This is a genomic window from Sphingomonas sp. P3_C5 (assembly GCF_056402635.1).
Map to the genome: position 1 here is coordinate 62,277 of NZ_JBFUHA010000015.1, position 24,213 is coordinate 86,489.

Sequence of the window (24,213 nt, forward strand, 5' to 3'; positions counted from 1 at the left end):
CATGGGCCCCTCCCTCTCCCGCTGGGAGAGGGGAAGTTTAGGGGAATGCTACCCGTGCAATGATATCCGCATAGATATCGACCAGCGCCGCAAGGTCGTCCACCGCGACCGCCTCGTCGAGCTTGTGCATCGTTGCGTTGATCAGGCCGAACTCGACCACCGGGCATAGCTTCGACAGGAAGCGCGCGTCCGACGTTCCGCCCGTGGTGGAAAGCTCGGGCCTGATCCCGAGCCGCGCCTCGATCGCGTCGCTTATCAGTGTCGAGAAGGCGCCTGGCGCGGTCACGAAGGCGTCGCCGGAAACGCGGGCGGTCATTGTCGCGTCGGGGGCGTGGCGATGCACCACCGCCTCGATCCGCGCGGCGAGCGCGTCGCCGGTGTGGAGATCATTGTAGCGGATGCTGAGCCGCGCCGAGGCGTGCGCCGGGATGACGTTGGTCGCCGGGTTGCCGACGGTGATGTCGGTTGCCTCGATGTTCGAGGGCTGGAACCAGTCAGTGCCGGTGTCGAGGGTGATCGCATCGATCTCGGCGAGGATCGCGACGAGCTTCGGGATCGGGTTATCGGCGAGGTGCGGATAGGCGACATGGCCCTGGCGGCCGGGCACATCGATCCAGATATTGACCGAACCGCGCCGGCCGATCTTGATCATGTCGCCGAGCCGCTGCGCCGAGGTCGGCTCGCCGACGAGGCAGAAATCGGGTTTCAGGCCGCGCTCTGCCATCTGCTCGATCAGCGCGCGGGTGCCGAAGGTTGCGGGGCCCTCCTCGTCGCCGGTGATGATCAGGCTGATCGTGCCGCTGGAGGGCGTGCGAGCGGCGGCCGCGACAAACGCCGCGATCGCGCCTTTCATGTCGACTGCGCCGCGTCCGTGGAGCAGGCCGCCGCGGATCTCGGGCGTGAAGGCGCCGCTCGTCCAGCCCGCGCCGGGCGGGACGACGTCGAGGTGGCCGGCAAAAGCGAAGTGCGGGGCCCCCTGCTCTCCAGCGGCGCCACGCACCGCGAGGAGGTTCTCGACGGGGCCGTCCGGTGCTTCGCCTTCGATGAAGCGTTCGACCCTGAAGCCGAGCGGGATCAGCGCCGCTTCAAGCACATTGAACACCGCGCCGCGCGCGGGCGTTACGCTTTCGGCGGCGATCAGCGCCTTGGTGAGCTCGATGACATCGGGCATTCTGGTTTCAGCATCCATGGGAGGCGACATTGCCCAAGCTTGACCTTGATACAATCCCACAGACCAATGCGACGGGTTATCCGCCCGAATATGCCAGGGCGGTTGAGGGCCGCTGGTACCGCCGCCTCGGCCCGGCGAGCGGCTTGAGCGAATTTGGCGTGAGCCATGTGACGCTGAAGCCAGGCGCCTGGTCGTCGCAGCGCCACTGGCATGAGGATGAGGACGAGTTCGTCGTGATGCTGTCCGGCGAGGCGGTGCTGGTCGACGATGCCGGCGAGCATCCGATGCTTCCCGGCGATTGCGCGTCATTTCCCAAGGGCGAGGCCAATGGCCATGTGCTGCAGAACCTGAGCGATGCGGACTGCGTCTTCATCGCGGTCGGGCGCAAGGCTGACAGCGATTGCCATTACCCCGATATCGACATGCATCTGTTCGGAAATGAGGGCTTTCGGCGCAAGGATGGGAGTAACTTCTGATCCCGGTGAGGAACTGGGTTGAAGCCGGCGCCCAGGTTGAACACTGCGCCGCGCGGGGGCGTTACGCTTTCGGCGGCGACCAGCGCCTCGGCGAGCTGGACGATATCCGGCATTCTGGTTTCAGCATCCATGGGAGGCGGCATTGCCCAAGCTAGACCTTGATACGATCCCACAGACCAACGCGACGGGCTATCCGCCTGAATATGCCACGGCGGTTCAGGGCCGCTGGTGCCGTTTCCTCGGCCCGGCGAGCGGGCTGAGCGACTTTGGCGTGAGCCATGTGACGTTGAAGCCCGGCGCCTGGTCGTCGCAGCGCCATTGGCATGAAGGTGAGGACGAGTTCGTCGTGATACTGTCCGGCGAGGCGGTACTGGTCGACGATGCCGGCGAGCATGTGATGCTCCCGGGCGATTGCGCGTCCTTTCCGAAAGGGGAGGCTAATGGGCACGTCCTGCAGAACCGTAGCGATAGGGACTGCGTCTTCATCGCTGTGGGTCGCGAGGGCGACAGCGACTGCCATTATCCCGACATCGACCTGCATGTGTTCGGTGCGGAGGGATTTCGGCGGAAAGACGGGAGTAGCTTATGATCCTCCCCGGCACGGGGAGGATCAAGCTTAGTGCTCCGATGCCCCCTCGGCCCCGATCCCCGTCTCGGACCGCACCCGCTGCTCGAGATACGCACCCCGATCCACCGCCGCACGCGGCGACGTGTCCAGCACCGACACCAGCCAGATCGTGAAAAAGGCCAGCGGCACCGTGAAGATCGCTGGCGACGAATACGGGAAGATCGCCGCGTCGTGATGCAGGATCGCGACCCAGATCGCCGGCGACAGGATCGTCAGCACAAGTGCCGTGATCAGCCCGACCGACCCGCCCACCACCACGCCCCGCGTCGTGCAGCCCTTCCACAGCAGCGAGAGCAGCAGCACCGGGAAATTGCCCGACGCCGCCAGCGCGAACGCCAGGCTCACCATGAAGGCGACATTCTGCTTCTCGAACAGGATGCCGAGCAGGATCGCAATCACCGCCAGCACCAGCACCGTGCGCCGCGACACGCGCAGCTCGGCGGCTGAATCCGCCTCGCCCTTGCGGAACACCGTCGCGTAAAGGTCATGGCTCACCGCCGAGGCGCCCGACAGGGTCAGCCCCGCCACCACCGCCAGGATCGTCGCGAATGCCACGGCGGACACAAAGCCGAGGAAGACATTGCCCCCGATCGCCTGCGCAAGGTGGATCGCCGCCATATTGGCCCCGCCGCGCAACACCCCGGCGCCGTCGAGATAGCTTGCATCGGTCGCCACCAGCACGATCGCGCCGAAGCCGATGATGAAGGTCAGCAGGTAGAAATAACCGATCCATCCCGTCGCCCACAGCACCGAGCTGCGTGCCGCCTTGGCGTTGGGCACCGTAAAGAAGCGCATCAATATATGCGGCAAGCCGGCGGTGCCGAACATCAGCGCCATGCCGAACGAGATCGCCGAGATCGGGTCCTTGATGAAATTGCCCGGCCCCATGATAGACCGGCCACGCTCCGCCGCGTCGGGCGCGGAGAGGCCCGTCGCCACCGCAAGATTGGTCTTCACCTGCACCGCGCGAGCGAACAGCGCCTCGGGTGAGAAGCCGAACTTCGCCAGCACCATGAACGCCATGAAGCTCGCGCAGCCGAGCAGCAGCACGGCCTTGATGATCTGCACCCAGGTCGTCGCGGTCATCCCGCCGAACAGGACGTAGAGCATCATCAGCACGCCGACGATGATCACGGCATAGGCATAGTCCAGCCCGAACAGCAATTTGATCAACTGCCCCGCGCCGACCATCTGCGCGATGAGGTAGAACAGCACGACGACGAGCGTGCTCAGCGCTGCGAAGGTCCTGACCGGCGTCTGCGCGAAGCGGAACGAGGCGACATCGGCAAAGGTGTAGCGGCCGAGATTGCGCAGCCGCTCGGCCATCAGGAACAGGATGATCGGCCAGCCGACTAGGAAGCCGATCGAATAAATCAGCCCGTCATACCCGTCCGCGAAGATCTGCGCCGAAATGCCGAGGAACGATGCCGCCGACATATAATCGCCAGCAATGGCGAGTCCGTTCTGGAAACCCGTGATGCCGCCGCCGGCGGTGTAGAAATCGGAGGCGGTCTTCGTCCGGCGTGCCGCCCAGCGGGTAATGCCAAGCGTCAGGATCGCGAACGCTGCGAACATCACGATCGCGGTCCAGTTGGTCGGTTGCCGCACCGTCTGCCCGGCGACGCCATCGGCGAGGGCCGGGGTGGCGATCAGCAGGGCGGCGGAAGCGATAGCGACAATGGGCGCGGCGGCGCGGGCGGTACGGCTCATTCGCCTTTGCTCTCGACCAGGCTTTGCACCAGCGCATCATAATCGCGATTGGCGCGGCGAACATACAGGCCGGTCAGCGCGATCGCGAGCAGGATCACGCCGAGCCCGACCGGAATGCCGATCGAGGTAACGCCCGCGCCGATCGGCGCGGCAAGTGCAGTTTTGTCGAACGCGATGAGCAGGATGAAGCCGAAATAGGCGGCCAGCATGACGCAGGTGAGCGTCCAGGTGAACCGGCCGCGCTGGCGCGTCAGCGCCAGATAGCGCGGGTCTGCCGCGATGCGCGCCAGACGTTCCGAATCGGCCATTGCACTCTCCCCCTGCCGCTCGCTGGCGGTATCGCTACCATGCTATATCGGGCGCGCGATGCAAGCGACGTTTCGCTCTTCTGCATCCCCCCGGCGGAGAGTGTCGGGTCGGATCGTCCCCCGGACGATCCTTGAACATGCGGGCATGTTCAACCCGGTGCTGGGCCCAGTTGGGAAGGCTGCAGTGAGGCGCGCTGACGGCAGTCTAGATTGAAGCCGGCGCCTCGAATTGTTCGATCACCCATTCCTCTTCCTGCGCGCCGGCGATCCAGTCCTGCATGAAGGGGTGCTGCAGCACCGCGTCCATATAGCCGACGGCGAAACGGGCAACCGGGAGGCCGTAGGTGACAATGCGGGTGACCACCGGCGCATACATGATATCGGCCGCGCCGAACTCGCCGAAGAGGAACTTGCCGGTCCCGCCGAACCGCGCGCGGGCCTGTGCCCAGAGCTCCATGATCCGGGTGAGATCAGCCAGCACATCGTCATCGGGCTGCTTGGGCGGGAAGACCTGGCGGATGTTCATGCTGTGCTTGCGGCGTAGCGCGGTGAAGCTCGAATGCATCTCGGCCGACATGGAGCGCGCCATCGCGCGGGCGGCCTCGTCCTCGGGCCAGAACTTCGACCTTTCGGTCTTCTCGGTCAGATATTCGATGATGGCGAGGCTGTCCCATACCACGGCCTCGCCGTCCCACAGGATAGGCACCTTGCCGGAGGAAGGCGCGAACTCGTCGCCTTCGCGGCGCTTGTCCCAATCCGCGTCATAGAGCGGGACGACGACTTCCTCGAACAGCAGCCCGGACTGCTTGCAGGCGAGCCAGCCGCGCAGCGACCAGGAGGAATAGGCCTTGTTGCCGATGATCAGTTTCATGGGCGCCGGGATAGCGGCACCTATTCGCCGGGGCTAGAGCCGGAGATGGATTCCCCGTCGATGCAGCGGAAAGATCGCCGCGAAAACCAGGGCCAGCAGCGCCAGCGAACACAGGAACGACGCAAGCCACGGATCCGACACCAGATCGACCATATGCAGATAGGTCCATCCCATCGGCGAGATATTGCCATGGTCGGCGGGCACGATCCGCTGCACGCCGGCAATCGCGAGGAGCACCGACAGGCTATAGGCAAGGATCGCGTTCATGCCGAACACGCGAAACGGCGCGAGCCACCGGTCGATCGAAGCGCGATGCGTTGCCGCCATGCACAGGGCAAACAGGATCGCCGACACGCCTGAGGTCGCGAGCGCGAAGCTGCTCGTCCAGAGGCGCTTGTTGAGCGGAAACAGCGGATCGAGCAGCAGCCCTGCCGCGAGCAGCGCAACCCCGCCGATTGCGATCCACCCCGCGGCGCGCTCGGGCCGCCGGCGCCAGGCGACTGCGACGAACACACCGCACAGTATATTCACGAGCGCCGGGAAGGTCGAAAGCAGCCCCTCCGGATCATAGACGATATTGCCGCGGGCATCAGTGCCGCCGCTCCACATATGCCGCGTCGTCAGCACCGCACGATCGACATAGCCGGCAAGGTTGCCCTCGGGCGTCAGCACGCCGGCACCGAACCCCGGCACCGGAATCAGGGCCATCGCAGCCCAATATGCCACGAGGATCAGCAAGGCGGTGCCGGCGATGACGGGCAGATTCAGCTGCCACAGCCCGTCCGGCTCGCATCGCGCGGTCAGCAGCATCAGCGCGGCGGCGAGGCCGTAGCACAGGCCGATCCGCTGCAGCACGCCCGGCAGGCGGAGCGCATCGAGGCTGTGATGGCTGATCAGCGTGAAAGCGAGCCCGAGCGCGATCAGCGTCAGCACCCGCCGGCCGATTTTGCCCCAGAGCAGACGACGATCGCCGGGGTCGAGCCGGCGCGGAAAGGAGAGGCCGAGAGCGGTTCCCACCGCGAAGAGGAAGGCGGGAAAGACAATGTCGGTCGGCGTCCAGCCATGCCACGGCGCATGATCGAGCGGCCACCAGACATGTTGCCAGGAGCCGGGGTCGTTGACGATGATCATGCCGGCGACCGCGAGCCCGCGAAACACGTCGAGCGCGGCGAGGCGCTGGGGTGAGGCGCCTGGCGCCCGATTGTCTCGAGAACGGTCCGCGCCGCTGGTGCTGATCGGGGAATTCATACGCCGCCGGAATAGGCGGGCTGCGACCCGACCACAATCGGCCACGGCTCGACTTCACATGGTATCGCTATCGCTGGGCTAAGCGAGCGCGCCCGAGCACCCGCTCGGGCGCCTCAGAGCGGCTTGCGGTAGATGACGAAGCCCGGTCGCTCGGCCACCTTGTCATAGAGCGCCATCGCGACCTGGTTGGTGTCCTGCGTCATCCAATAGACGCGGGGAGAGTCTGCTGCGCGGGCGCGCTCATATACACCCTCGATGAGAGCCCTGCCGACGCCGCGGCCGCGCGATGCCTCGGTCGTGAACAGGTCCTGCAGGTAGCAGACCGGTTGGATCAGGGTGGTGCTGCGATGGAAGAGATAATGGGTTAGCCCTAGCAAGGCGCCATCGGCCTCGGCAACCAGAGCATGTACGGGCTCGTTGTCGTCGAAGAAACGGGCCCAGGTCGTGCGGGTGATCTCGGGCGCGAGGGCTGTGTCTCCGACGCGGTCGTAAAATGCGTTATAGCCGTCCCAGAGGGGCAGCCATTGCTCATAGTCCTCGCGAGCGACCGGACGGATCGTGAGGTCTGCGGCCATGGTCAGCCGATCGCCTCGATCACCGCCGCGCGCAGTTCGGGAATGCCGAGCCCGGTTTCGGCTGAGGTCGAGAGGATATCCGGGTGCGCGGCCGGGCGCTTGCGCGCTTCGGTCGCGACCGCTTCGAGCACGGTTTCGAGCTCGGTCGGCTTGATCTTGTCGGCCTTGGTCAGCACCAGACGGTAGCTGACGGCTGCCTTGTCGAGCATCTCGAGGATCTCGCGATCGACTTCCTTGATGCCGTGGCGGGCGTCGATCAGCACCAGCGCACGCTTCAGCACGTCGCGGCCGCGCAGGAAGTCGTTGACCAGGAACCGCCACTTCTTGACGACATCCTTGGGCGCCTTGGCGAAGCCATAGCCGGGCATGTCGACCAGCCGGAAGGTGAGCGGCGCGCCGACATCGAAGAAGTTCAACTCCTGAGTCCGCCCCGGCGTATTCGAGGTGCGGGCGAGCGCGTTGCGGCCGGTCAGCGCGTTGAGCAGCGACGACTTGCCGACATTCGACCGGCCCGCAAACGCAACCTCGGGCACCTCGGCGCCGGGCAGGAACTCAAGCGTCGGCGCGGATTTCAGGAAGGCGACCGGGCCGGCGAAGGTCTTCCGCGCGGCCTCGAGCGCCTCGGGGGTGAAGGGATCAGCCACGCGCTATTTCGCCGCCGCCACCTTCATCCCCGGATGCCGCGCATAGAGCAGGCGCTGCTGGAGGATGGTCAGGCAGTTGGAGGTGATCCAGTAGACCTGAAGCCCGACGGCGAACGGTGCCATCACGAACATCAGCACCCAGGGCATGATCGCAAAGACCTGCTTCTGCGCTTCGTCCATCGGCGCCGGGTTGAGCTTGAACTGGAAGTACATCGAGATGCCGAGCAGGATCGGGATCACGCCGATCGCGATCATGGTCGGCGGGGTGAAGGGCAGGATGCCGAACAGGTTGAGCGGCGTGAGCGGATCGGGTGCCGAGAGATCCTTGATCCACAGCACGAAGCCCTGGTGCCGCATCTCGATCGTCAGCAGCAACACCTTGTAGAGCGAATACATGATCGGGATCTGCAGGAAGGTCGGCAGGCAGCCGGCGAGCGGATTGACCTTCTCGGCCTTGTAGAGCGCCATCACCTCCTGCTGCTGGCGCTGCTTGTCGTCCTTATATTTTTCCTGGAGCGCCTTCATCTTGGGCTGGATCGCCCGCATGTTCGCCATCGAGGCGAACTGGCGCTGCGCGATCGGGAAGAGCAGCCCGCGGATCGTCAGCGTGAGCAGGATGATCGCGACGCCGAAATTGCCGACCATGCGGAACAGCCAGTCGAGATAATAGAAGATCGGCTTCTCGAGGATCCGGAACCAGCCCCAGTCGATCGCCTTGTCGAAATTGGCGATGTGGAGATCGTCCTGATAATGGTCGGTCAGCCGCACTTCCTTGGCGCCGGCGAAGAAGCGCGACGTCTGGGTGGCGACGGCGCCGGGCGCGAGCGAGGTCGGTTTGGTCGTGTAATCGGCCTGATAGGCATCGCCATTGGCGGCCGGGAAGCCGGAATGGACCGCCGTCTTCTGATCCGGGATCAGCGCGGTCAGCCAATATTTGTCGCTGAAGCCGAGCCAGCCGCCGGTCGCATCGAAATAATTCGCGCCGGGCTTGGCGCTGCTGCCGAACAATTTGCCGAAGAAGCTGGCTTCCTTGCCGGCGAGATTGGGGTAGCCGATGTCATAGGTCGCGCCGTCGCCGAACACGCCGATCGGGCCCACATGGTTGGTCCAGGTATCGGCATCCTTGGTGCCACCGAGCCGCGAGACGAAGCCGTAGGAATGGATCGAGACGGGTGCGGTGCCGCGATTGCCGACCCGCTGCGTGACCGAGAACATATAATGCTCATCGACCGCGACGATGATCTGGAAGACCAGACCTTGCGGGTTCTGCCAGCTCAGGGTGACCGGGGAGCCAGGCGTCAGCACAGGCTTGTCCGCGGTCCAAAGCGTGTTCTTGTCCGGCGCGGCAACATTGTCTCCGGCCCAGCCGAAGCCGGCGAAATAGCTCTTCGCGGTGCCGGCTGGCGAAAGCAGGGTGATCGGCGGCGAATTCTTGTCGATGGTTTCATTGTAGGTGCTGAGCACCAGATCATCGATGCGCGCGCCCTTGAGGCTGATCGAGCCGCTCAGCGCCGGCGTCTGGATGCGGACGCGCGGCGATTCGGCGAGGACGATCTTGCGATCGCGTACGGCACCACTGGTGCCCGCCGCGGGTGTCGCGGGAGAGCCGGTCGGGGCCGGGAGGACCTGGGTCTTGCCGCCTGCCACCCTGGTGACCGGAGGGTTGGCCGCCGGGAAGAATTTGGACGTCAGGATCGGCCAGCCGAACAGCATCAGAGCTGCGAACACCGCGAACATGATAAAATTCTTTTGGTCGTCTTTCACGCGAGGCGTTCCCGTCCGTGCTTGGGTGTCGTGTCAGGTGTCATTTTCGACGCGTATCGTCTCAGGGGACCGGGTCCACGCCGAACCCGCCCCAGGGATGGCACCGCGCGATCCGCTTTGCCGCCAGCCACCCGCCCCGCAGCGCGCCATAGCGGCGAAGCGCAGTGATTGCATAGACGGAACAGGTGGGATCGTAGCGGCAGCTTGGCGGCAGGACGGCGGAAGGGCCGACCTGCCAGAAGCGAACCAGGGCGATGAGGAGGCGGGTCAGCATCGTGCTGCCCCTTCTTTTTCGTCACCCCGGACTTGTGCCGGGGTCCACCGGGAGGCGAATCCACCGATTGATTGTCGGTCCTCGCCCTTGCGGATGAGTGGATGCCGGAACAAGTCCGGCATGACGGAAATGGGGAAAGTCACCGCGCGACCTTTGCCAGCGCTTTGCGGAGTTCAGCGCGGAGCTGCGCGAAATCGCGCTCGACGCCGCCGTTTCGTCCGATCAGCACATGATCGGCGCCGCGCACACCCGATTCGGGGAGCAACTCACGCGCGAGAGCACGCAACCGGCGCTTCATCCGGTTGCGCACGACTGCGTTGCCGATCTTCTTGGTGACGGTATAGCCGATCCGCATCAGGGGATCGCCATCCTCGCGGCTGCGCACGAGCAGGACGAAGCCCGGCATCGGCGCCCGCTTTCCCGCATTCGCCGCGAGGAAATCGCGGCGTGCAGTAAGCGTGGTTACGCCGACAGCTTCTTGCGGCCGCGATTGCGGCGAGCGCGAATCACGTTGCGGCCGCCCGGAGTCGCCATCCGCGACCGGAAACCGTGCCGGCGCGCGCGCACCAGATTGCTCGGCTGAAAGGTCCGCTTCATCGTTCATTCCCTGGTCGTCTGAATAGAAAAGGGCCGCCACGTGGACGGCCTCGTAGCGGGTGCCCTTAGGCAAAGGTGCCGGGTGAGTCAACGTTCCCGCACTTCGCCAGACCTGGGTGCGCGCCGCCACCACATGACGCGACGGACCACTACACTTGCCCACAGGGTGGGGCTTGTCGGGTCCGCGACCAGCATTGCCGTGTCCGCCTCGCCGGCGGAGGGCAATTCCTGCTTGTCCCGCTCGCGGCGGCGGCGTGCGCTCGCGCGGCGGAGGCCCATGTCCGCGTAATGGCCGAACCGCGGCCAGCGCCGTTTTGTGTGGACGAAGCGTCGCTTCGCCCAATGGGAATTCTGCAGCATCAAGGCGAGGCCGCCGGCGAACACGAACACGCCGCCCGGCCCGGGAATCGCACCGACGAAGGGCGTGAGGATGACCAGCAACACGCCTGTCCAGAACAGGGTGAAGCGCAGGGCGGGATGGCGGCTGGTGCGCATGATCTTCTCCGATGTGGGAGCAGTGTATTGGTTTGGCAAGACAGCAATGGTTGGGGTTGCTGTTTCGTTCCGCAGAAAAGGCTGTAATGTCGCTGGCGTAAGCCGGGGGGTATGAATGGTCTCGAGTGTATCGACAGTGGCGTATCTCGGGCTCGAGGCGCGTGCGGTCGAGGTGCAGGTGCAGCTCATCCCGGGCCTGCCGGCCTTTCATGTCGTCGGGCTCGGCGACAAGGCGGTGGCGGAAAGCCGGGAGCGGGTGCGCGGCGCGATCGCGGCGATGGGCCTGTCGCTGCCGCCCAAACGGATCGTGGTGAACATGTCGCCGGCCGATCTGCCCAAGGAGGGATCGCATTTCGACCTCCCGATCGCGCTCGCCCTGCTCGGGGCGATGGGCGTGGTCGATGCCGAGACTCTGGCGGATTATGTAGTCGTGGGCGAGCTCGGCCTCGATGCGCGGATCGCACCCTCGCCCGGCGTGCTGCTTGCCGCGCTCCATGCGTCGGAGATCGGCAAGGGGCTGGTGTGCCCGGCGCCGCAGGGATCGGAAGCGGCCTGGGCGGGATCGATCCAGGTGATCGCAGCGCCCGACATCCTGTCGCTGATCAACCATTTCAAGGGCCATGGCCTGCTCTCGCCGCCGCAGCCTGGCGAGGCTGACGAAGTGGCGTTCGGGCCCGATCTCGCTCAGGTAAAGGGGCAGGAAACCGCCAAGCGCGCGCTCGAGATCGCGGCGGCGGGCGGGCATAATCTGTTGATGATCGGGCCGCCCGGTGCCGGCAAATCGCTGATGGCATCGTGCCTCCCGGGCATCCTCCCGCCGCTCGACGCCGCGGAGGCGCTCGAGGTGTCGATGGTCGCGAGTGTTGCGGGCACGCTGAACGGCGGGCGGCTGACCCGCACGCGGCCCTATCGCGCGCCGCATCATTCGGCCTCGATGGCGGCGCTCGTCGGCGGTGGGCTGAAGGTGAAGCCGGGCGAGGTGAGCCTTGCCCATCTCGGCGTGCTGTTCCTCGACGAGCTGCCCGAGTTCCAGCGCGCGGTGCTCGATTCGCTGCGCCAGCCGCTGGAGACCGGCACGGTCAGCGTGGCGCGGGCCAATGCGCATGTCACTTTTCCGGCCCGCGTGCAGCTCGTCGCGGCGATGAATCCATGCCGCTGCGGGCATCTGGGCGATGCTTCGCTTGCCTGTTCGCGGGCGCCGCGCTGTGCGGCTGATTACCAGACCAAGGTCTCCGGGCCGTTGCTCGACCGCATCGATTTGCATGTCGAGGTCCAGGCGGTGAGTGCGGCCGATCTCGTCCTGCCGCCGCCCGCCGAAGGATCGGCCGAGGTGGCAGCCCGTGTCGCGGATGCGCGGCGGCTGCAGGCTGAGCGCTATGCCGATCATCCGATCCGTACCAATGCCGAGGTTGACGGCGTGCTGCTCGAGGCAGTTGCGACGCCTGACGAGCCAGGCCGCAAGCTGCTTGCTCAGGCATCCGAGGCGATGCGGCTCTCGGCGCGCGGCTATACGCGCATCCTGCGCGTCGCGCGGACGATCGCTGACCTGGCGGGGAGCGAAGGGGTGGGGCGTATCCATATCGCCGAGGCGCTGAGCTATCGGAGGCAGGCGCCGCGCAATTGAAGGGCGAGGTCGCGTGACTCTTCGGACCGCCAGACACGAGGTCGAATGTCGAAGGATTTCGGCGAGATCTCGAAAAATGGCGGTTTCTCCCTGTTATCGGCCCGGAACAGGGAAAGAACAGGGAAGAAAAAACTTTTTGGGCCGTTTTTGGCCAATTTGTTGGAGATATTCTCCTTTGCACTCAGTAGTTTGAGTGCCATTCTCCCTGTTACTCGATAACAGGGAGAGCTGTTGGACATAACAGGGAGGCGTGTTGGAATTAACAGGGAGCGCCACCCGCGGAACAGAGCGGCTTGATTCAACAGCAGCGTGAAATCGGATTTTATGCGGTTCGTCATCATCGGAGTGCTGACATGGTCGCAAATAAGTTTGAATCGACCGACGGGACGTTCGGCGGCGGCACGGGGCAAGGCAGACCGCCTGAATCTTATGGACCATAGCGCGCGAAGATGTTCATTGCGGGTGGAAATATCCGACGTGGCGGCAATCATCGTCGGGAATGAGAACAGGGAGAGGGAAGCATGAAGATCATATCGAGGAGCGTCGCGCTTGCTTTCCTGGCGGGCGCCGCCGCGCTGCCGCTTGCCGCTCATGCCCAGGCTGCGGAAGCACCGGCCTGTGTCGCCCTCGCGCATCAGGCCTTCGGCAGCGACGTGAAGATCACCGCCGCCAGCCACATCACCACCGGCCTCATGATGCCCGGAGGGTCCGGGCCGTCGCCGCGATCGATGCTCCTGCCCCCTTATTGCAAGGTCGAGGGCATCGTCAACGAGCGCACCGGGGTCGGCGGAAAGCATTACGGCATCAGTTTCGCGCTCGCCTTGCCGGACGACTGGAACGGCCGCTTCCTGCTGATGGGCGGGGGCGGGTTGAACGGCAGTGTCGCCGCGCCGACCGGCCCGACAGCGGCCGGAGCCACGCCCGCGCTGGCGCGGGGCTTTGCGGTGCTGTCGCATGACAGCGGGCACAAAGGCGCTGTGTTCGACAGCAGCTTCATGACCGATCAGCGCGCTGCGCTCGACTTCGCTGAAGCTTCAGTGCGCACGGTGACGTTGCTCGGCAAGGCGATCGCGGGCAGCTATTATGGCAAGCCCGTTGCGCACAGCTATATGACGGGCTGCTCGACCGGCGGGCGCGAGGGGATGCTCGCCTCGCAGCGCTATCCCGAATTGTTCGACGGCATCATCGTCGGCGCGCCGGCGATGCGCACCGGCGATTCCAACCTCGCACTCGAATATACGACCGTGCTGTTCAATCAGGCCGCGCCCAAGGGCAAGGACGGCAAGCCGGTCCTGACCCAGCTCATCTCGGCGGCGGATCGCAAGACCATCCTCGATGGCCTGCTTGCCCAGTGCGACGCGATCGACGGGCTGAAGGACGGGATGATCGAGGCAGTCTCACAATGCCGGTTCGATCCCAAGCGGCTGCAGTGCAAGCGCGGCAAGCAGGATGGCTGCCTGAGCGCGGGCCAGGTCGATGCGATGATCGAGGGCTTCAAGGGGCCGCACGACAAGGCGGGCTACGCGATCTATGCGCCGGTGCCCTATGACACGGGCATCGTCTCGACGCCGATCGGCTATCTGCCGACCGGCAACCCCGGCCCGTTCGGTCCGCCGACACAGGCGACCAGCATCGACCTCGACGCGCGGATCCATGCGCTGCGCGACAATGCCGAGCAGCGCCTGACCGACACCAATTACTGGACCAACCTCAGCACCTATCTCGGGCGCGGTGGGAAGATGATCTTCTACCACGGCGCCTCCGACTTCTGGTTCTCGGCCTTCGCGACCTGGGACTATTATCAGCGGGCGGCCAAGGAGAATGGTGCTGCGTTCACCGATGCCAGCCGCTTCTACATGGTGCCGGGCATGCTCCATTGCGGGGGCGGAAACAGCTTCGACCAGTTCGACATGCTCACGCCGCTGGTCGACTGGGTGGAGAATGGCAAGGCGCCCGAGGCGATCACCGCCGGGCGGCGCGCGCCGGATCCGGCTGAGCGGCCGCTTTGTCCTTATCCGGGGTATGCGGTTTATAAGGGCGGGGATGAGAAGAGCGCGGCGAGCTTTGCTTGTGGCAATACTGAAGTTCAAAGATAGCGAGAGATGGCGCATGTCAGCAAAATTCCTGACGGTGTACGATAGCGAACTTCAAGCCCTCCGTCGCGAGATCGAGACGGGAGGCGCACGCCCTTCCCTCATCGACAAGCATGTTGACGTATTGCTGACGGAAGGAGGGGCGAGTTCAGCCGAGGGCTTGCTCGCATTGCTGTCCGACAAGGCGGAATATGATGAGGGTATGTTCTCCATCATCCATGCGGCGGAATCGTTAGATGGGCCCCCGTACGGATCGTACGTGTCGGCATTGCTGTCGGTCTTCCCAACGCTCTCAGTGTCGTCGCCGCGTTGGGCATCTATCGTTCTCATGCGGGTGATGAACAGTGATGCGAGCCGACATGAGTTGGTGCGTCAGCTTCGCGACGCCCCCGCGCCAATCAAGGAATCGGTTCGCGTCATGTGCGAGCGCATCAACGAGGTCAGCCCGGAATTTTTGAGCAAGACGGTACCGATCACGCTAGCTGCGGGGTGATTTCGGGGTTCCGGTGACAGTCCACTCAATTGACAGCGCCTTCCGGTCTGTAGTGCACCCCTGAAATGAAACAGAGAAAAGGGTGACAGTGCTCCCGTCACGAGGATGCCTATGGCGAGTGGACTCAATCAACGACTCTTCAGCCCTGCGGACGTCACGCGCATGTGGGTTCGCATTGACCTCGCCCCATCAGTGTATTAATAGAACAATACACTTAACCTGTGCAGCCGACACAGCACGGCAGAGTGCGGGAATTTGCTCCGCGAGGGTAGTCTGAAGGGAGGCATCCGATGCTTGCTCGGCGCCAGATAGTCGGCACGTTGCTTTCGGGAGCAATCCTGTCCGCGATGCCCGTGAGGGTTTTTGGACAAGCGGGTACGCTGGTACCGTGGCGCCCGCCTTCGAATGAGCGGATCAGAGCGCTTCTCGTCGACCGGATAGACCGGCAGAGAAGGGGCGTAGGGATAGCCGTCGGGATCATCGAACCGGAGGGGCGACGGATAGTCACCTACGGCAGAAGCGGGACTGACCGGGCCCTGGATGGCGACACCTTGTTTCAGATCGGATCGGTCACGAAGGTGTTCACCTGCCTGTTACTGGCAGATGCAGCAATTCGCGGTCAAGTGGCCCTCGATCAACCTGCGTCCGACCTCATGCCCCGGGGCGTGCGCCTGCGTGAGCGGGGACGGCCTATCACGTTGCGGGATCTCGCCACACATCTGTCGGGGCTTCCGGCGATGCCGACAAATCTCGACCTGCGTGCTTCGCCGGACCCGATATCGGCCTATACCGTCGCTAACCTCTACGCATTTCTCGCCGCCTATGACCCGCCGCGTGCCCCGGGAGCAGCGTTCGAATATTCCAATCTCGGCGTCGCCCTGCTGGGCCGCTTGCTGGCCCGGCGGAACGGCAAAGACTATGAGGCACTGTTGCGGGAGCGCATCCTGGCGCCGGCCCGGCTTTCCAGCACATCAGTCACCGTGGCCGCTGCCGGTCGGCGACGCCTTGCAACTGGACACGACCGTTATCTGCGGCCGGTGGAAACGTGGGAAATGCGGGCGATGCCGGCCTCCGGGTCGCTTCGGTCCAGCGCGAACGACCTGCTGACCTTCCTGTCGATCTACTTCAGCGGCGCGGAAACACCATTGCGTGCCGCCGCCGACCTGCAACTCGCGCAGCCTCGCCCACCCGTTGGTCCTAACCAGGGTCTCGGGCTCATGGTTCGACGCGCTGACGGCCAGACGACTTTCGGCTTTAACGGCAGCAAGTCAGGATTCATGTCCTTTATCGGCTTTGATCCTTTGGCGAAAATCGGTGTGGTCGTCCTGTCAAACAACCATCCCGACGACAGCGTTGATCCGCTGGGCCTGCATCTCCTGACCGGCCGACCGCTTCCCGCCGCGACGCCGGCCGCTCCTGCACCGGCCCGCTCGATCCCCATCCTCAAGCCAGCCGCGAAATCTACCATGTTTGACGGGACCTATCTCGCCGGAGACAAGCGATTTGTCGTGGCCGCGCTTGGCCAGCGGCTTCTTCTGCAAACCTGGGGTGACGGGATTGATGAGTTCTTCGTGGGCGGCGAAGACCTTTTCTATTCGCGCGTGAACGAAGACGAGTTGCGCTTTCAATTCGATAGCGCAGGCTCAGCTTCCAGCTTCACTTTCAAGTCCGGTGGCAATGAAATCCATGCCGGGCGTGCTGGTTGAACACCTGCGGCGCAGAGTCGATCGCAGCTAATTGGTGCGTCCGATTACTCCTACCAGAAAGCGCATCGGCGCGGCTTGTTTCGAGCTGAAGGGAAGCGATCCGCAAGGCCGGACACCCATGAGCGCGGCTTTGCAATGCCCATTCTTGTCAGACAAAACCGATCCTATATAAGATGCTATATAACGAAACAAACTTAGGGAGGAAAAATGATGAGGCGGATGCACAGCTATATCGAGAAGGCGCGCCTTGCGGTGCGCGGCGGGACCTATCTGGCGGCGGCGGGGCTTGCGATCGCCTGCGTGTCAGCAACACCGGCCCAGGCGCAGAAAGACAAGGCGACCCCGATTGCGATCCCGGCCCAGCCGGGCGCGATCGAGCTGGGAACCGGCCCGCTGCCGGGCGCGACCGCGACGGAATCCTGGCACAGCCAATATGGCAGCAAATTCGCCCGCAACGTGACGGTCGCGACGCTGACGCCCTTCCTGCCCGATCCGGCCAAGGCCAATGGGACGGCAGTGATCGTCGCGCCGGGCGGTGGCTTCACGTCGCTCTCGATGGAGAATGAAGGCTGGGATGTGGCGCGTGCGCTGGCCGCGAAGGGCGTGGCCGCTTTCGTCATCAAATATCGCCTCAACCAGACGCCGCAGGACCTTGATGGGTATGTGGAGTCGATGCGCGCGATGTTCTCAGGCAAGGGCGGGCCACCGCGGCCCCCTGGCGGGGCGGGCATTGCCGCTCCGCTTGCCGATGCGCGGGCCGCGTTTGCGCTCATCCGTAGCCGCGCGGCGGAATGGCATGTGAACCCGAACCGGATCGGCATGGTCGGCTTCTCAGCCGGCGCCGGGCTCACCATGGCGACTACTCTCAACGGGCAGGATGCGAACCCGGCCTTTATCGGGATCATCTATGGCTCGCTCGCGCCGGTGACGGTGCCGCCGAACGCGCCGCCGCTGTTCGTCGCGCTGGCCGCTGACGATCCGCTGTTCGGCAATGCCGGCTATGGGCTGATCGACAGCTGGCGCGCCGCGAAGCGTCCGGTCGAGTTCCATCTTTTCGAGCAGGGCGGGCACGGCTTCGGCATGTATCCGAAGACGACGACCAGCACTGGCTGGTTCGAGGAGTTCGTCCGCTGGATGGCGATGCATGATCTGCTGAAGCCGGCGGCTTAAGGGGCGCGGGGAAAAGGGGCCGGCGTCGGTCAGGTGTCGTGCTTCAACGCGGCGCGGTGAAAATGACTCTGACCCCTTTTTGCTGATCCTTTTGCGCCCGGCAGCGGGCTGCGACGCGCGTCGGCCAAATGGAACCATAAGGCTCAGCCGGCACGTCTATTCGCGTCATCTTGATCTTCGATCGATTGTTGCGCACGATTGCGCATTGCTTGCGGTCGAGGGGCGCTCGCGATCAATCGGGGGGAATGCGATGCACTGGATGCTGCTGCCGCTGAAGCGATATGCCGATTTCAACGGCCGCTCACGCCGGACCGAATATTGGATGTTCCATTTGGCCATGTTGATGGCCCTGGTGGCGGCCATATTTTTCATTTTGGCCGTCGCCTCGATGATGCGGGCCGAGGACGGTGGCTTCCCCGTCGCCATGAGAATTTTCTTTGGTCTCTTCGCGATCGGCTGGCTGGCGATCGTCATCCCCTCGTTGGCAGTCCAGGTGCGCCGCTTTCATGATCAGGATCTGAGCGGCTGGTTCGTACTGCTCGGCTTCATTCCTTATGTCGGCAGCATTGTCATCATCGTCTTCATGTGTCTGCCCGGCACGAAAGGCGAGAATCGCTATGGGCCGGACCCGCTGGACCCGGAGGGCGTCGAACGGCTCGGCAGGGTGTTCGGCTGAGGACGGGAAAGTTTTCGGGACGCTATATAAAATTGGCTGCACGGCCGACTGAATTAAGTATAGTGTCCCTTTATCTCTATGGGCTGATCGACAGCTGGCGCGCCGCGAAGCGTCCGGTCGAATTCCATCTTTTCGAGCAGGGTGGGCATGGCTTCGGCATGTATCCGAAGACGACGACCAGTACCGGCTGGTTCGAGGAGTTCGTCCGCTGGATGGCGATGCATGATCTGCTGAAGCCGGCGGCTTAAGGGGCGCGGGGAAAAGGGGCCGGCGTCGGTCAGGTGTCGAGCTTCAACGCGGCGTGGCGAAAATGACTCTGACCCCTTTTTGCTCCTGGCGACGGGCCTGAGAGCGCACCGGCCAAGTGGAACGACAGGCCCGGCCGGCACGTCGGTTCGCATCATCTTGATCTTCGATTGATTGTTGCGCACGATGGCGCAGTGCCGGCGATCGGGAGCGCCAGCGATTTACCGGGGGAATTCCATGGACTGGATGCTGCTGCCGCTAAAACGATATGCCGATTTCAGCGGGCGCTCGCGCCGGCTCGAATATTGGATGTTCAATCTGGGGATCACGATCGTGATGGTCGCGGTCGTGACCTGCATCGTCGCTGTCGCCATGTCGAGCCGGGGAACGGATGGCGATTTCCCTGTCGCCATGATGATATTGATTGGTGTCGCTACAATCCTGTGGCTGGCGATCATCGTCCCCTCGATCGCAGTCCAGGTGCGCCGCTTTCACGATCAGGATCTGAGCGGCTGGTTCGTGCTGCTCGGCTTCATTCCTTATGTCGGCGGCCTGGTCATCATCGTCTTCATGTGCCTGCCCGGCACGAAAGGCGACAATCGCTTCGGGGCCGACCCACTGGATCCGGAGGGCGTCGAACGGCTGGGCGAGGTGTTCGGCTGAGGGCCGGGTTGCGCATAGGCTGACTTCCTGGTTCCTCCCCGTGCCGGGGAGGAACTAGCCAGGAGTCCCTATTTCCCAACCTCCAGCGCGACCACGGTCACTGACTTGGCCGGCAGGGTGATCGTCAGTCGGCCGTCCCGGGCGGTGGCTTTTACCGGCTTTGGAGTCACAGCGTCAGTCGCGTCGAAGCGGTTGACTGCATCGACCTTCGCGGCGGTCAGTACCTGGCCAGAAGCGGATGTGATCCGGGTGCCGCCGATGGCAACCGCAATATCAGCTGGCTGGTTCGGATCAATGTTGGTCAACGCCAGCCAGAGCTTGCCCGAGGCATCGCGGGCGGCAACCGCATCGACGCGGGGCAGGGTGATCTCGCCCTTGCGATAAGTCCCCGCGGTGAAGCTGACCGGCACCAGGGTCGCGTCCTGGAACGGCACGTACATATGGTAGACGTGATAGGTCGGGGTCAGCACCATCTTCGGGCCGTCGGTCAGGATCATCGCCTGCAAAACGTTGATCATCTGGGCGATGTTGGTCACGCGCACCCGGTCGGCATGCCGCATGAAGATATTGAGGTTGAGCGAGGCGAGGATCGCGTCGCGCAGCGAGTTCTGCTGCTGGAGGAAGCCGGGGTTCGAGCCCGGTGTGGGGGCGAGCCAGGCGCCCCATTCGTCGACCACCAGCGCCAGTTTCTTCTCGGGATCATATTTGTCCATGATCGCGGACTGCTTCGAGATCTGCGGCTCCATCTCGAGCGTCTTCAGCATCGTCAGGGCATAATCATCCTCGCCAAAGCCGGTTGAAGGCTTTTTGGAATCCCAGCCGCCCGGGATGGTGTAGGTATGGAGCGAGACGCCCTCGATATCCCAGCTCCACACCTTGCTCTTCCAGGCCTTCATGACCCCTTCGGTATAGTCGCTGTCGCCGCCGTCCCAGCCGACCGCGACCCGCTTCATCGCATTGGGGCCGGTCTGCGCGGGATCGAGGTTGCGGCTGTAATGGGCGAAGCTCTTCATCTCCTCGACATAATGGTCGGTCGACATCGCGCCGCCACAGCCCCAATTCTCGTTGCCGAGGCCCAGATATTTGATCTTGTATGGCGCCGGATGGCCGTTCGCCGCGCGCAGCTTCGCCAGCGTGGTGGGCTTGTCGGCGGTCATATATTCGAGCCAGTCGGCGGCTTCCTCGGGCGAGCCCGACCCCACATTCACCGAGACAAAGGCCTCGGCGCCGATCTGGCCGATGAAATCCATATATTCCTCAGTGCCGAAGCTGTTCGGCTCGATCACGCCGCCCCAGCTGGAGTTGAGCGTTGAGGTGCGCGCCGCCGCGGGGCCGATGCCCTTGCGCCAGTGATATTCGTCGGCGAAGCAGCCGCCGGGCCAGCGCACATTGGGGACCTTGAGCGCTCGCAGCGCCGCGACCACGTCGCTTCTGATGCCGCGCACATTGGGGATGGCCGAATCCCGGCCCACCCAGATGCCGCCATAGATGCCGGTCCCGAGATGCTCAGCGAACTGGCCGAAAATGTCGCGACTGATGGTCGCGCCGGGCTGGTTCGCCTGGATGGTGACGGTGGTGGTGGGTGCCGTCTGGGCCATCGCTACCGGGGCGGCGAAGAGGGCGAGTGCCGCGAGCGCCCGCGCGCCTGTGATTACCGATTGCGATCCAGCCATTATCGAACCCTCTTTTCGTTTCTTGCCGATATGCAGGCGCATCAGCTTTCCGGCGCGATATACTCAGACAAATAGCCGGACACAACGCCTGAAAGACCATGGAGGCGCGAGCCCGCATCACGCCGCGCGAAGATGGTTTTGGAGGGGCTGAGATTTTTTCGTGCTTGCGGCGGCGGGCGTCGCCGCCGACATGGCGCGCCATGACAGAGCAATCCACCGCACAGCGCCCGAGCGGCGGCATCCTCCTCGGCGTGGGCGCCTATGTCATCTGGGGCCTGCTGCCGCTGTACTTCAAGCTGCTCGGGATGGTGCCGGCCGCGCAGGTGCTCGCGCACCGCATTCTGTGGTCGGTGCTGCTGCTTGCCGTGGTCGTGCTGCTGTTCAAGCGCGGCCCTGCGATCCGGGCTGCGGCGCGGGGGCGGACGGTGCTGCTGCTGATGGCGAGTGCATTCCTGATCGCGGTCAACTGGCTGGTCTATATCTGGGCGGTGCAGCACGGCCATGTGCTTGAGGCGAGCCTTGGCTATTTCATCAACCCGCTGGTCAATGTCGCGCTCGGCGTGGCGGTGCTCCGCGAAAAAGTGCGGCGGGTGCAATGGGCCGCGGTGGCGCTTGCCGGCCTGGGCGTCGGGATCATGGCAGGGTCGGGCGGCAGCGCGATCTGGATCTCGCTCGTGCTCGCACTCAGCTTCGGCACCTATGGCCTGCTCCGCAAGATCGCGGCGATCGACGCGCTGGGCGGGCTGTTCGTCGAGACGATCCTGCTCGCGCCCTTCGCCATCGCCGTGCTGGGGCTGGCGAGCGCGCAGGGCGACGCGGCGTTCGGTCATGAGCGCGGCCTTGACGCGCTGCTGGTGCTGGCCGGGGCGATCACTGCCATCCCGCTTCTGATGTTCGCGGCCGCGGCGCGCCGCATGCCCTATACGGCGCTCGGCCTGCTGCAATATATCGCCCCGACGCTCCAGTTCGCCGAGGCGGTTCTGCTGTTCGGCGAGCCGCTGCACTCGACGACCATGCTGAGCTTCGCACTGATCTGGATCGGGCTCGCAATCTATGCGGCTGACGGACTTCGCGCGGCGCGGGCGGTGCGCAGCGAGGAGGCGCTTGAGCGGGTCTGACGGCTGGGAGAGTGAGAGGCGATCCATCGCAGTTCAGGCCGGATTGGTTGTTGTTCCCCATCCGCTGAATTGACTCGCCCAGGGGCCGGCGACATCTTTTGCCGGTCCGGGGCTGGGTGCGGCGCCGCTGGATTGTCATTCTGTTTCATGGAGCCACGTCCATGTCCGATCCATCATCGGCTTCTCTCGTCACGCCCATCATCCTGGGTGACGCGACTACCGCCACTTTGCCTTCGAGCATCTCCACCAGCGGCGTCGGCATGTGCTTCAGCGGCGGCGGTTCTCGGGCCATGTCGGCGGCGATGGGCCAGCTCCAGGCGCTGGAGCAGATGACCTCCGGCTCGACCAGCCTGCTCGACCAGGTGACGGCGATGTCGACCGTGTCGGGGGGCGGCTGGATCGGCATTCCCTTCACCTATCTGCCTTCGGCCTTCACCGACGAGGAGTTTCTCGGCAGCTATACCGATCCGGCCGCGCTGACCGACACGATCATCAAGGCGTCGCCGGCGGGTTGGATCGGGGGCCAGATTTCGAGCGGCTTCTCGATCGCGGATCTCGCGGTTCACGCGATCTATCTCCATCACAAGAACGTGCCGTCGCACATGCTGTGGCAGACGCTGATGGGCATTCATTTCCTCGCGCCCTACGGCCTGTTTCCGGCAACACCCGGCAATTACGCGCCACCGACGCTCTTCTCGCTCGATGCGACGACATTGCAGGCCGATGTCACCGGCCCGAACCAGGCGCTGGCTGGCGTTCCGGCCTATCTGGTCGCTCAGGTGTCCGGCCAGAACCGCCCTTATCTGCTCAGCGTCTGCAGCATGTTCGTCACGCTTCCTGACGGTGGCCCCGACAGCAAAGCTGTGCGGCTGCTCGCCCCGGTTCAGTGCACCCCGGTGCTGACCGGCATACTTCCGACACCGCAGGGCGCCGTCGATGCCAACAACCAGCCGGTCGGCGGCGGCGCAGTCGCCTCTTTCGCGTTCAACTCGACCTTCACGTCGCTGTCGGGTGCCACGGCGACGATCTCGCAAAGCCTGCAATGGTCGCTGATGGACATACTGGGCACCAGCAGCGCCGCCTTTGCGGCCGCGATAGAAAGCCAGGTCAAGGACTGGGCGCGCTCGCCCGAGCGCTTCGCCGCGGCGCTGCGCCTCTACAAGGATTCAGCCGCGGCGAAGCTCGCCACCGCGGGCCATGACGCAGCCGAGGTGGCCGCCTCGCTCGAAGGCCTTGCCGTCGCTGCCGAGACCGGCGGCGTCGATGCGCTGAAGGGCAGGCTGGGTAGCCTCGCCGTGCTCACCGGCCTTGTCCCAACCTATAATTACTGGTCGCCCGCGACACCGCCGTCAGGCGCCACCGCGAGCGAGAAATTCGCCGATGGCGGTTCGCTCGACAATACCGGCGTCACCTCGATGCTGCTCTATCCCGAAGTGACCAGCATCATCGCCTTTCTGAATACCTCGACGCCGATGTCGCAGGACAAGAACGGCACTGTCATTGTCGATCCCGAGGTCGCGGCATTGTTCGGCTTCCAGGGGTATAGCGACAAGACATTGAGCTATGCGCCGTTCAGCAGCAGCGACACGAACGACCTGCTCCGCATGAACCAAGTCTTTTCGAGCGATGATTTCACCGCACTGCTCGACGGCCTGTGGCAGAGTAGCGGCGGCGATGAGAGCAATGCCCCGGTTTTCACCCAGCCGCTCGTCACCGTCGCGAACGACTGGTTCGGCATCCCCGCCGGTCGGTCGGTGACAATGTTGTGGATGTATCTCGGCATGGCGCAGAACTGGCGGAACGAGATCACCGCTGAGCGGGTAAAGCTCAGTCTCGATGCCGAGATGACCTTCCACAAATTCCCGCATTACAGCACGCTGAAGACCGAGCTTTCGCCGACCCAGGTCAATTTACTGGCCAATCTGACCGCCTGGACGATGTTTCAGAACAGCGATGCGGTGACTGCGCTGTTCAGCTGAGCCTCACACCG

Annotated in this window: 23 protein-coding genes and 2 pseudogenes; 12 read left to right on the forward strand and 13 right to left on the reverse strand. The window is 64.3% G+C overall.

The annotated features are described in order from the left end of the window. Positions 1-37: 37 nt before the first annotated feature. Positions 38-1,189 (reverse strand): succinyl-diaminopimelate desuccinylase, encoded by a 1,152-nt coding sequence (gene dapE, locus AC1DVS_RS24980; RefSeq protein ID WP_478027206.1) that lies wholly within the window; start codon positions 1,187-1,189, stop codon positions 38-40. A gap of 11 nt (positions 1,190-1,200) precedes the next feature. On the opposite strand from dapE, the gene AC1DVS_RS24985 reads away from it, so the two are divergent. Next, positions 1,201-1,647: a cupin domain-containing protein gene (locus tag AC1DVS_RS24985; protein ID WP_478027207.1), complete on the forward strand. Its 447-nt coding sequence runs from the start codon at positions 1,201-1,203 to the stop codon at positions 1,645-1,647. Positions 1,648-1,789: 142 nt separating this feature from the next. Next, positions 1,790-2,236, forward strand: coding sequence for a cupin domain-containing protein (locus tag AC1DVS_RS24990; protein WP_478027208.1), 447 nt, complete (start codon positions 1,790-1,792; stop codon positions 2,234-2,236). A gap of 27 nt (positions 2,237-2,263) precedes the next feature. Here AC1DVS_RS24990 and AC1DVS_RS24995 read toward each other — a convergent pair whose 3' ends face one another. From AC1DVS_RS24995 to AC1DVS_RS25045, 11 genes and pseudogenes are all read right to left on the reverse strand, one after another. Next, on the reverse strand, positions 2,264-3,985 hold the full coding sequence (locus AC1DVS_RS24995; RefSeq protein WP_478027209.1) for a cation acetate symporter: 1,722 nt from the start codon (positions 3,983-3,985) through the stop codon (positions 2,264-2,266). Beyond that, a complete protein-coding gene (locus AC1DVS_RS25000; protein WP_478027210.1) occupies positions 3,982-4,293 on the reverse strand; it encodes a DUF485 domain-containing protein in 312 nt (103 codons plus the stop codon). The genes AC1DVS_RS24995 and AC1DVS_RS25000 overlap by 4 nt, the downstream gene beginning before the upstream one ends. 205 nt (positions 4,294-4,498) lie before the next feature. Beyond that, complete coding sequence (locus AC1DVS_RS25005) at positions 4,499-5,164, reverse strand: glutathione S-transferase family protein (protein WP_478027211.1); 666 nt, start codon at positions 5,162-5,164, stop codon at positions 4,499-4,501. A 33-nt stretch (positions 5,165-5,197) separates the two neighbouring features. Beyond that, entirely contained in the window at positions 5,198-6,412 is a 1,215-nt protein-coding gene (locus tag AC1DVS_RS25010; protein ID WP_478027212.1) for an acyltransferase family protein, read from the reverse strand. Positions 6,413-6,525: 113 nt separating this feature from the next. Further along, a complete protein-coding gene (locus AC1DVS_RS25015; protein ID WP_478027213.1) occupies positions 6,526-6,987 on the reverse strand; it encodes an N-acetyltransferase family protein in 462 nt (153 codons plus the stop codon). Between the two features lie 2 nt (positions 6,988-6,989). Then, positions 6,990-7,631, reverse strand: a complete 642-nt coding sequence (gene yihA / locus AC1DVS_RS25020; RefSeq protein ID WP_478027214.1) for a ribosome biogenesis GTP-binding protein YihA/YsxC — start codon at positions 7,629-7,631, stop codon at positions 6,990-6,992. Positions 7,632-7,634: 3 nt separating this feature from the next. Continuing rightward, on the reverse strand, positions 7,635-9,395 hold the full coding sequence (gene yidC, locus AC1DVS_RS25025) for a membrane protein insertase YidC (RefSeq protein ID WP_478027215.1): 1,761 nt from the start codon (positions 9,393-9,395) through the stop codon (positions 7,635-7,637). Positions 9,396-9,456: 61 nt separating this feature from the next. Then, positions 9,457-9,669, reverse strand: coding sequence for a membrane protein insertion efficiency factor YidD (gene yidD, locus AC1DVS_RS25030; RefSeq protein WP_478027216.1), 213 nt, complete (start codon positions 9,667-9,669; stop codon positions 9,457-9,459). A 139-nt stretch (positions 9,670-9,808) separates the two neighbouring features. Continuing rightward, a pseudogene (gene rnpA, locus AC1DVS_RS25035) lies at positions 9,809-10,117 on the reverse strand (ribonuclease P protein component); the annotation flags it as partial. 14 nt (positions 10,118-10,131) lie between these two features. Beyond that, positions 10,132-10,266: a 50S ribosomal protein L34 gene (gene rpmH, locus AC1DVS_RS25040; protein ID WP_010162954.1), complete on the reverse strand. Its 135-nt coding sequence runs from the start codon at positions 10,264-10,266 to the stop codon at positions 10,132-10,134. Between the two features lie 87 nt (positions 10,267-10,353). After that, positions 10,354-10,761: a hypothetical protein gene (locus AC1DVS_RS25045; RefSeq protein WP_478027217.1), complete on the reverse strand. Its 408-nt coding sequence runs from the start codon at positions 10,759-10,761 to the stop codon at positions 10,354-10,356. A 115-nt stretch (positions 10,762-10,876) separates the two neighbouring features. Here AC1DVS_RS25045 and AC1DVS_RS25050 point away from each other — a divergent pair, with 115 nt between their 5' ends. The 8 genes and pseudogenes from AC1DVS_RS25050 to AC1DVS_RS25085 all read left to right on the forward strand — a co-directional run bounded on the left by AC1DVS_RS25050 (position 10,877) and on the right by AC1DVS_RS25085 (position 19,432). Beyond that, positions 10,877-12,385, forward strand: coding sequence for a YifB family Mg chelatase-like AAA ATPase (locus AC1DVS_RS25050; protein WP_478027218.1), 1,509 nt, complete (start codon positions 10,877-10,879; stop codon positions 12,383-12,385). A 521-nt stretch (positions 12,386-12,906) separates the two neighbouring features. Beyond that, the gene (locus AC1DVS_RS25055; protein ID WP_478027219.1) at positions 12,907-14,481 is read left to right on the forward strand and encodes a tannase/feruloyl esterase family alpha/beta hydrolase; all 1,575 of its coding nucleotides are present in this window, start codon (positions 12,907-12,909) and stop codon (positions 14,479-14,481) included. Between the two features lie 13 nt (positions 14,482-14,494). Next, positions 14,495-14,971: an Imm30 family immunity protein gene (locus tag AC1DVS_RS25060; protein WP_478027220.1), complete on the forward strand. Its 477-nt coding sequence runs from the start codon at positions 14,495-14,497 to the stop codon at positions 14,969-14,971. Between the two features lie 347 nt (positions 14,972-15,318). Beyond that, on the forward strand, positions 15,319-16,677 hold the full coding sequence (locus AC1DVS_RS25065) for a serine hydrolase domain-containing protein (protein ID WP_478027265.1): 1,359 nt from the start codon (positions 15,319-15,321) through the stop codon (positions 16,675-16,677). Between the two features lie 219 nt (positions 16,678-16,896). Beyond that, a complete protein-coding gene (locus AC1DVS_RS25070; RefSeq protein WP_478027266.1) occupies positions 16,897-17,847 on the forward strand; it encodes an alpha/beta hydrolase in 951 nt (316 codons plus the stop codon). Positions 17,848-17,926: 79 nt separating this feature from the next. Then, positions 17,927-18,523, forward strand: coding sequence for a DUF805 domain-containing protein (locus tag AC1DVS_RS25075; RefSeq protein ID WP_478027221.1), 597 nt, complete (start codon positions 17,927-17,929; stop codon positions 18,521-18,523). 77 nt (positions 18,524-18,600) lie between these two features. After that, positions 18,601-18,771, forward strand: a pseudogene (locus tag AC1DVS_RS25080) (alpha/beta hydrolase); the annotation flags it as partial. A 235-nt stretch (positions 18,772-19,006) separates the two neighbouring features. Further along, on the forward strand, positions 19,007-19,432 hold the full coding sequence (locus AC1DVS_RS25085; RefSeq protein WP_478027222.1) for a DUF805 domain-containing protein: 426 nt from the start codon (positions 19,007-19,009) through the stop codon (positions 19,430-19,432). Positions 19,433-19,500: 68 nt separating this feature from the next. On the opposite strand, the gene AC1DVS_RS25090 is transcribed toward AC1DVS_RS25085, so the two are convergent. Beyond that, on the reverse strand, positions 19,501-21,105 hold the full coding sequence (locus tag AC1DVS_RS25090; protein WP_478027223.1) for an alpha-N-arabinofuranosidase: 1,605 nt from the start codon (positions 21,103-21,105) through the stop codon (positions 19,501-19,503). A gap of 200 nt (positions 21,106-21,305) precedes the next feature. Between AC1DVS_RS25090 and rarD the strand changes: the two genes are divergently transcribed. Together rarD and AC1DVS_RS25100 are read left to right on the forward strand one after the other, a co-directional pair. After that, positions 21,306-22,223 carry an EamA family transporter RarD gene (gene rarD / locus AC1DVS_RS25095; RefSeq protein ID WP_478027224.1) on the forward strand — a complete coding sequence of 306 codons (918 nt, stop codon included), beginning with the start codon at positions 21,306-21,308 and terminating at the stop codon, positions 22,221-22,223. Between the two features lie 161 nt (positions 22,224-22,384). After that, positions 22,385-24,202, forward strand: a complete 1,818-nt coding sequence (locus AC1DVS_RS25100) for a hypothetical protein (protein WP_478027225.1) — start codon at positions 22,385-22,387, stop codon at positions 24,200-24,202. Positions 24,203-24,213: the final 11 nt, after the last annotated feature.

Bases quoted from the DNA above. Each gene is read 5' to 3' on its own strand.
- dapE (WP_478027206.1), bottom strand. From the start codon at position 1,189: ATGGATGCTGAAACCAGAATGCCCGATGTCATCGAGCTCACCAAGGCG.
- AC1DVS_RS24995 (WP_478027209.1), bottom strand. From the start codon at position 3,985: ATGAGCCGTACCGCCCGCGCCGCCGCGCCCATTGTCGCTATCGCTTCC.
- AC1DVS_RS25000 (WP_478027210.1), bottom strand. From the start codon at position 4,293: ATGGCCGATTCGGAACGTCTGGCGCGCATCGCGGCAGACCCGCGCTAT.
- AC1DVS_RS25005 (WP_478027211.1), bottom strand. From the start codon at position 5,164: ATGAAACTGATCATCGGCAACAAGGCCTATTCCTCCTGGTCGCTGCGC.
- AC1DVS_RS25010 (WP_478027212.1), bottom strand. From the start codon at position 6,412: ATGAATTCCCCGATCAGCACCAGCGGCGCGGACCGTTCTCGAGACAAT.
- AC1DVS_RS25015 (WP_478027213.1), bottom strand. From the start codon at position 6,987: ATGGCCGCAGACCTCACGATCCGTCCGGTCGCTCGCGAGGACTATGAG.
- yidD (WP_478027216.1), bottom strand. From the start codon at position 9,669: ATGCTGACCCGCCTCCTCATCGCCCTGGTTCGCTTCTGGCAGGTCGGC.
- rpmH (WP_010162954.1), bottom strand. From the start codon at position 10,266: ATGAAGCGGACCTTTCAGCCGAGCAATCTGGTGCGCGCGCGCCGGCAC.
- AC1DVS_RS25045 (WP_478027217.1), bottom strand. From the start codon at position 10,761: ATGCGCACCAGCCGCCATCCCGCCCTGCGCTTCACCCTGTTCTGGACA.
- AC1DVS_RS25050 (WP_478027218.1), top strand. From the start codon at position 10,877: ATGGTCTCGAGTGTATCGACAGTGGCGTATCTCGGGCTCGAGGCGCGT.
- AC1DVS_RS25055 (WP_478027219.1), top strand. From the start codon at position 12,907: ATGAAGATCATATCGAGGAGCGTCGCGCTTGCTTTCCTGGCGGGCGCC.
- AC1DVS_RS25060 (WP_478027220.1), top strand. From the start codon at position 14,495: ATGTCAGCAAAATTCCTGACGGTGTACGATAGCGAACTTCAAGCCCTC.
- AC1DVS_RS25065 (WP_478027265.1), top strand. From the start codon at position 15,319: ATGCCCGTGAGGGTTTTTGGACAAGCGGGTACGCTGGTACCGTGGCGC.
- AC1DVS_RS25070 (WP_478027266.1), top strand. From the start codon at position 16,897: ATGCACAGCTATATCGAGAAGGCGCGCCTTGCGGTGCGCGGCGGGACC.
- AC1DVS_RS25085 (WP_478027222.1), top strand. From the start codon at position 19,007: ATGGACTGGATGCTGCTGCCGCTAAAACGATATGCCGATTTCAGCGGG.
- AC1DVS_RS25090 (WP_478027223.1), bottom strand. From the start codon at position 21,105: ATGGCTGGATCGCAATCGGTAATCACAGGCGCGCGGGCGCTCGCGGCA.
- rarD (WP_478027224.1), top strand. From the start codon at position 21,306: ATGACAGAGCAATCCACCGCACAGCGCCCGAGCGGCGGCATCCTCCTC.
- AC1DVS_RS25100 (WP_478027225.1), top strand. From the start codon at position 22,385: ATGTCCGATCCATCATCGGCTTCTCTCGTCACGCCCATCATCCTGGGT.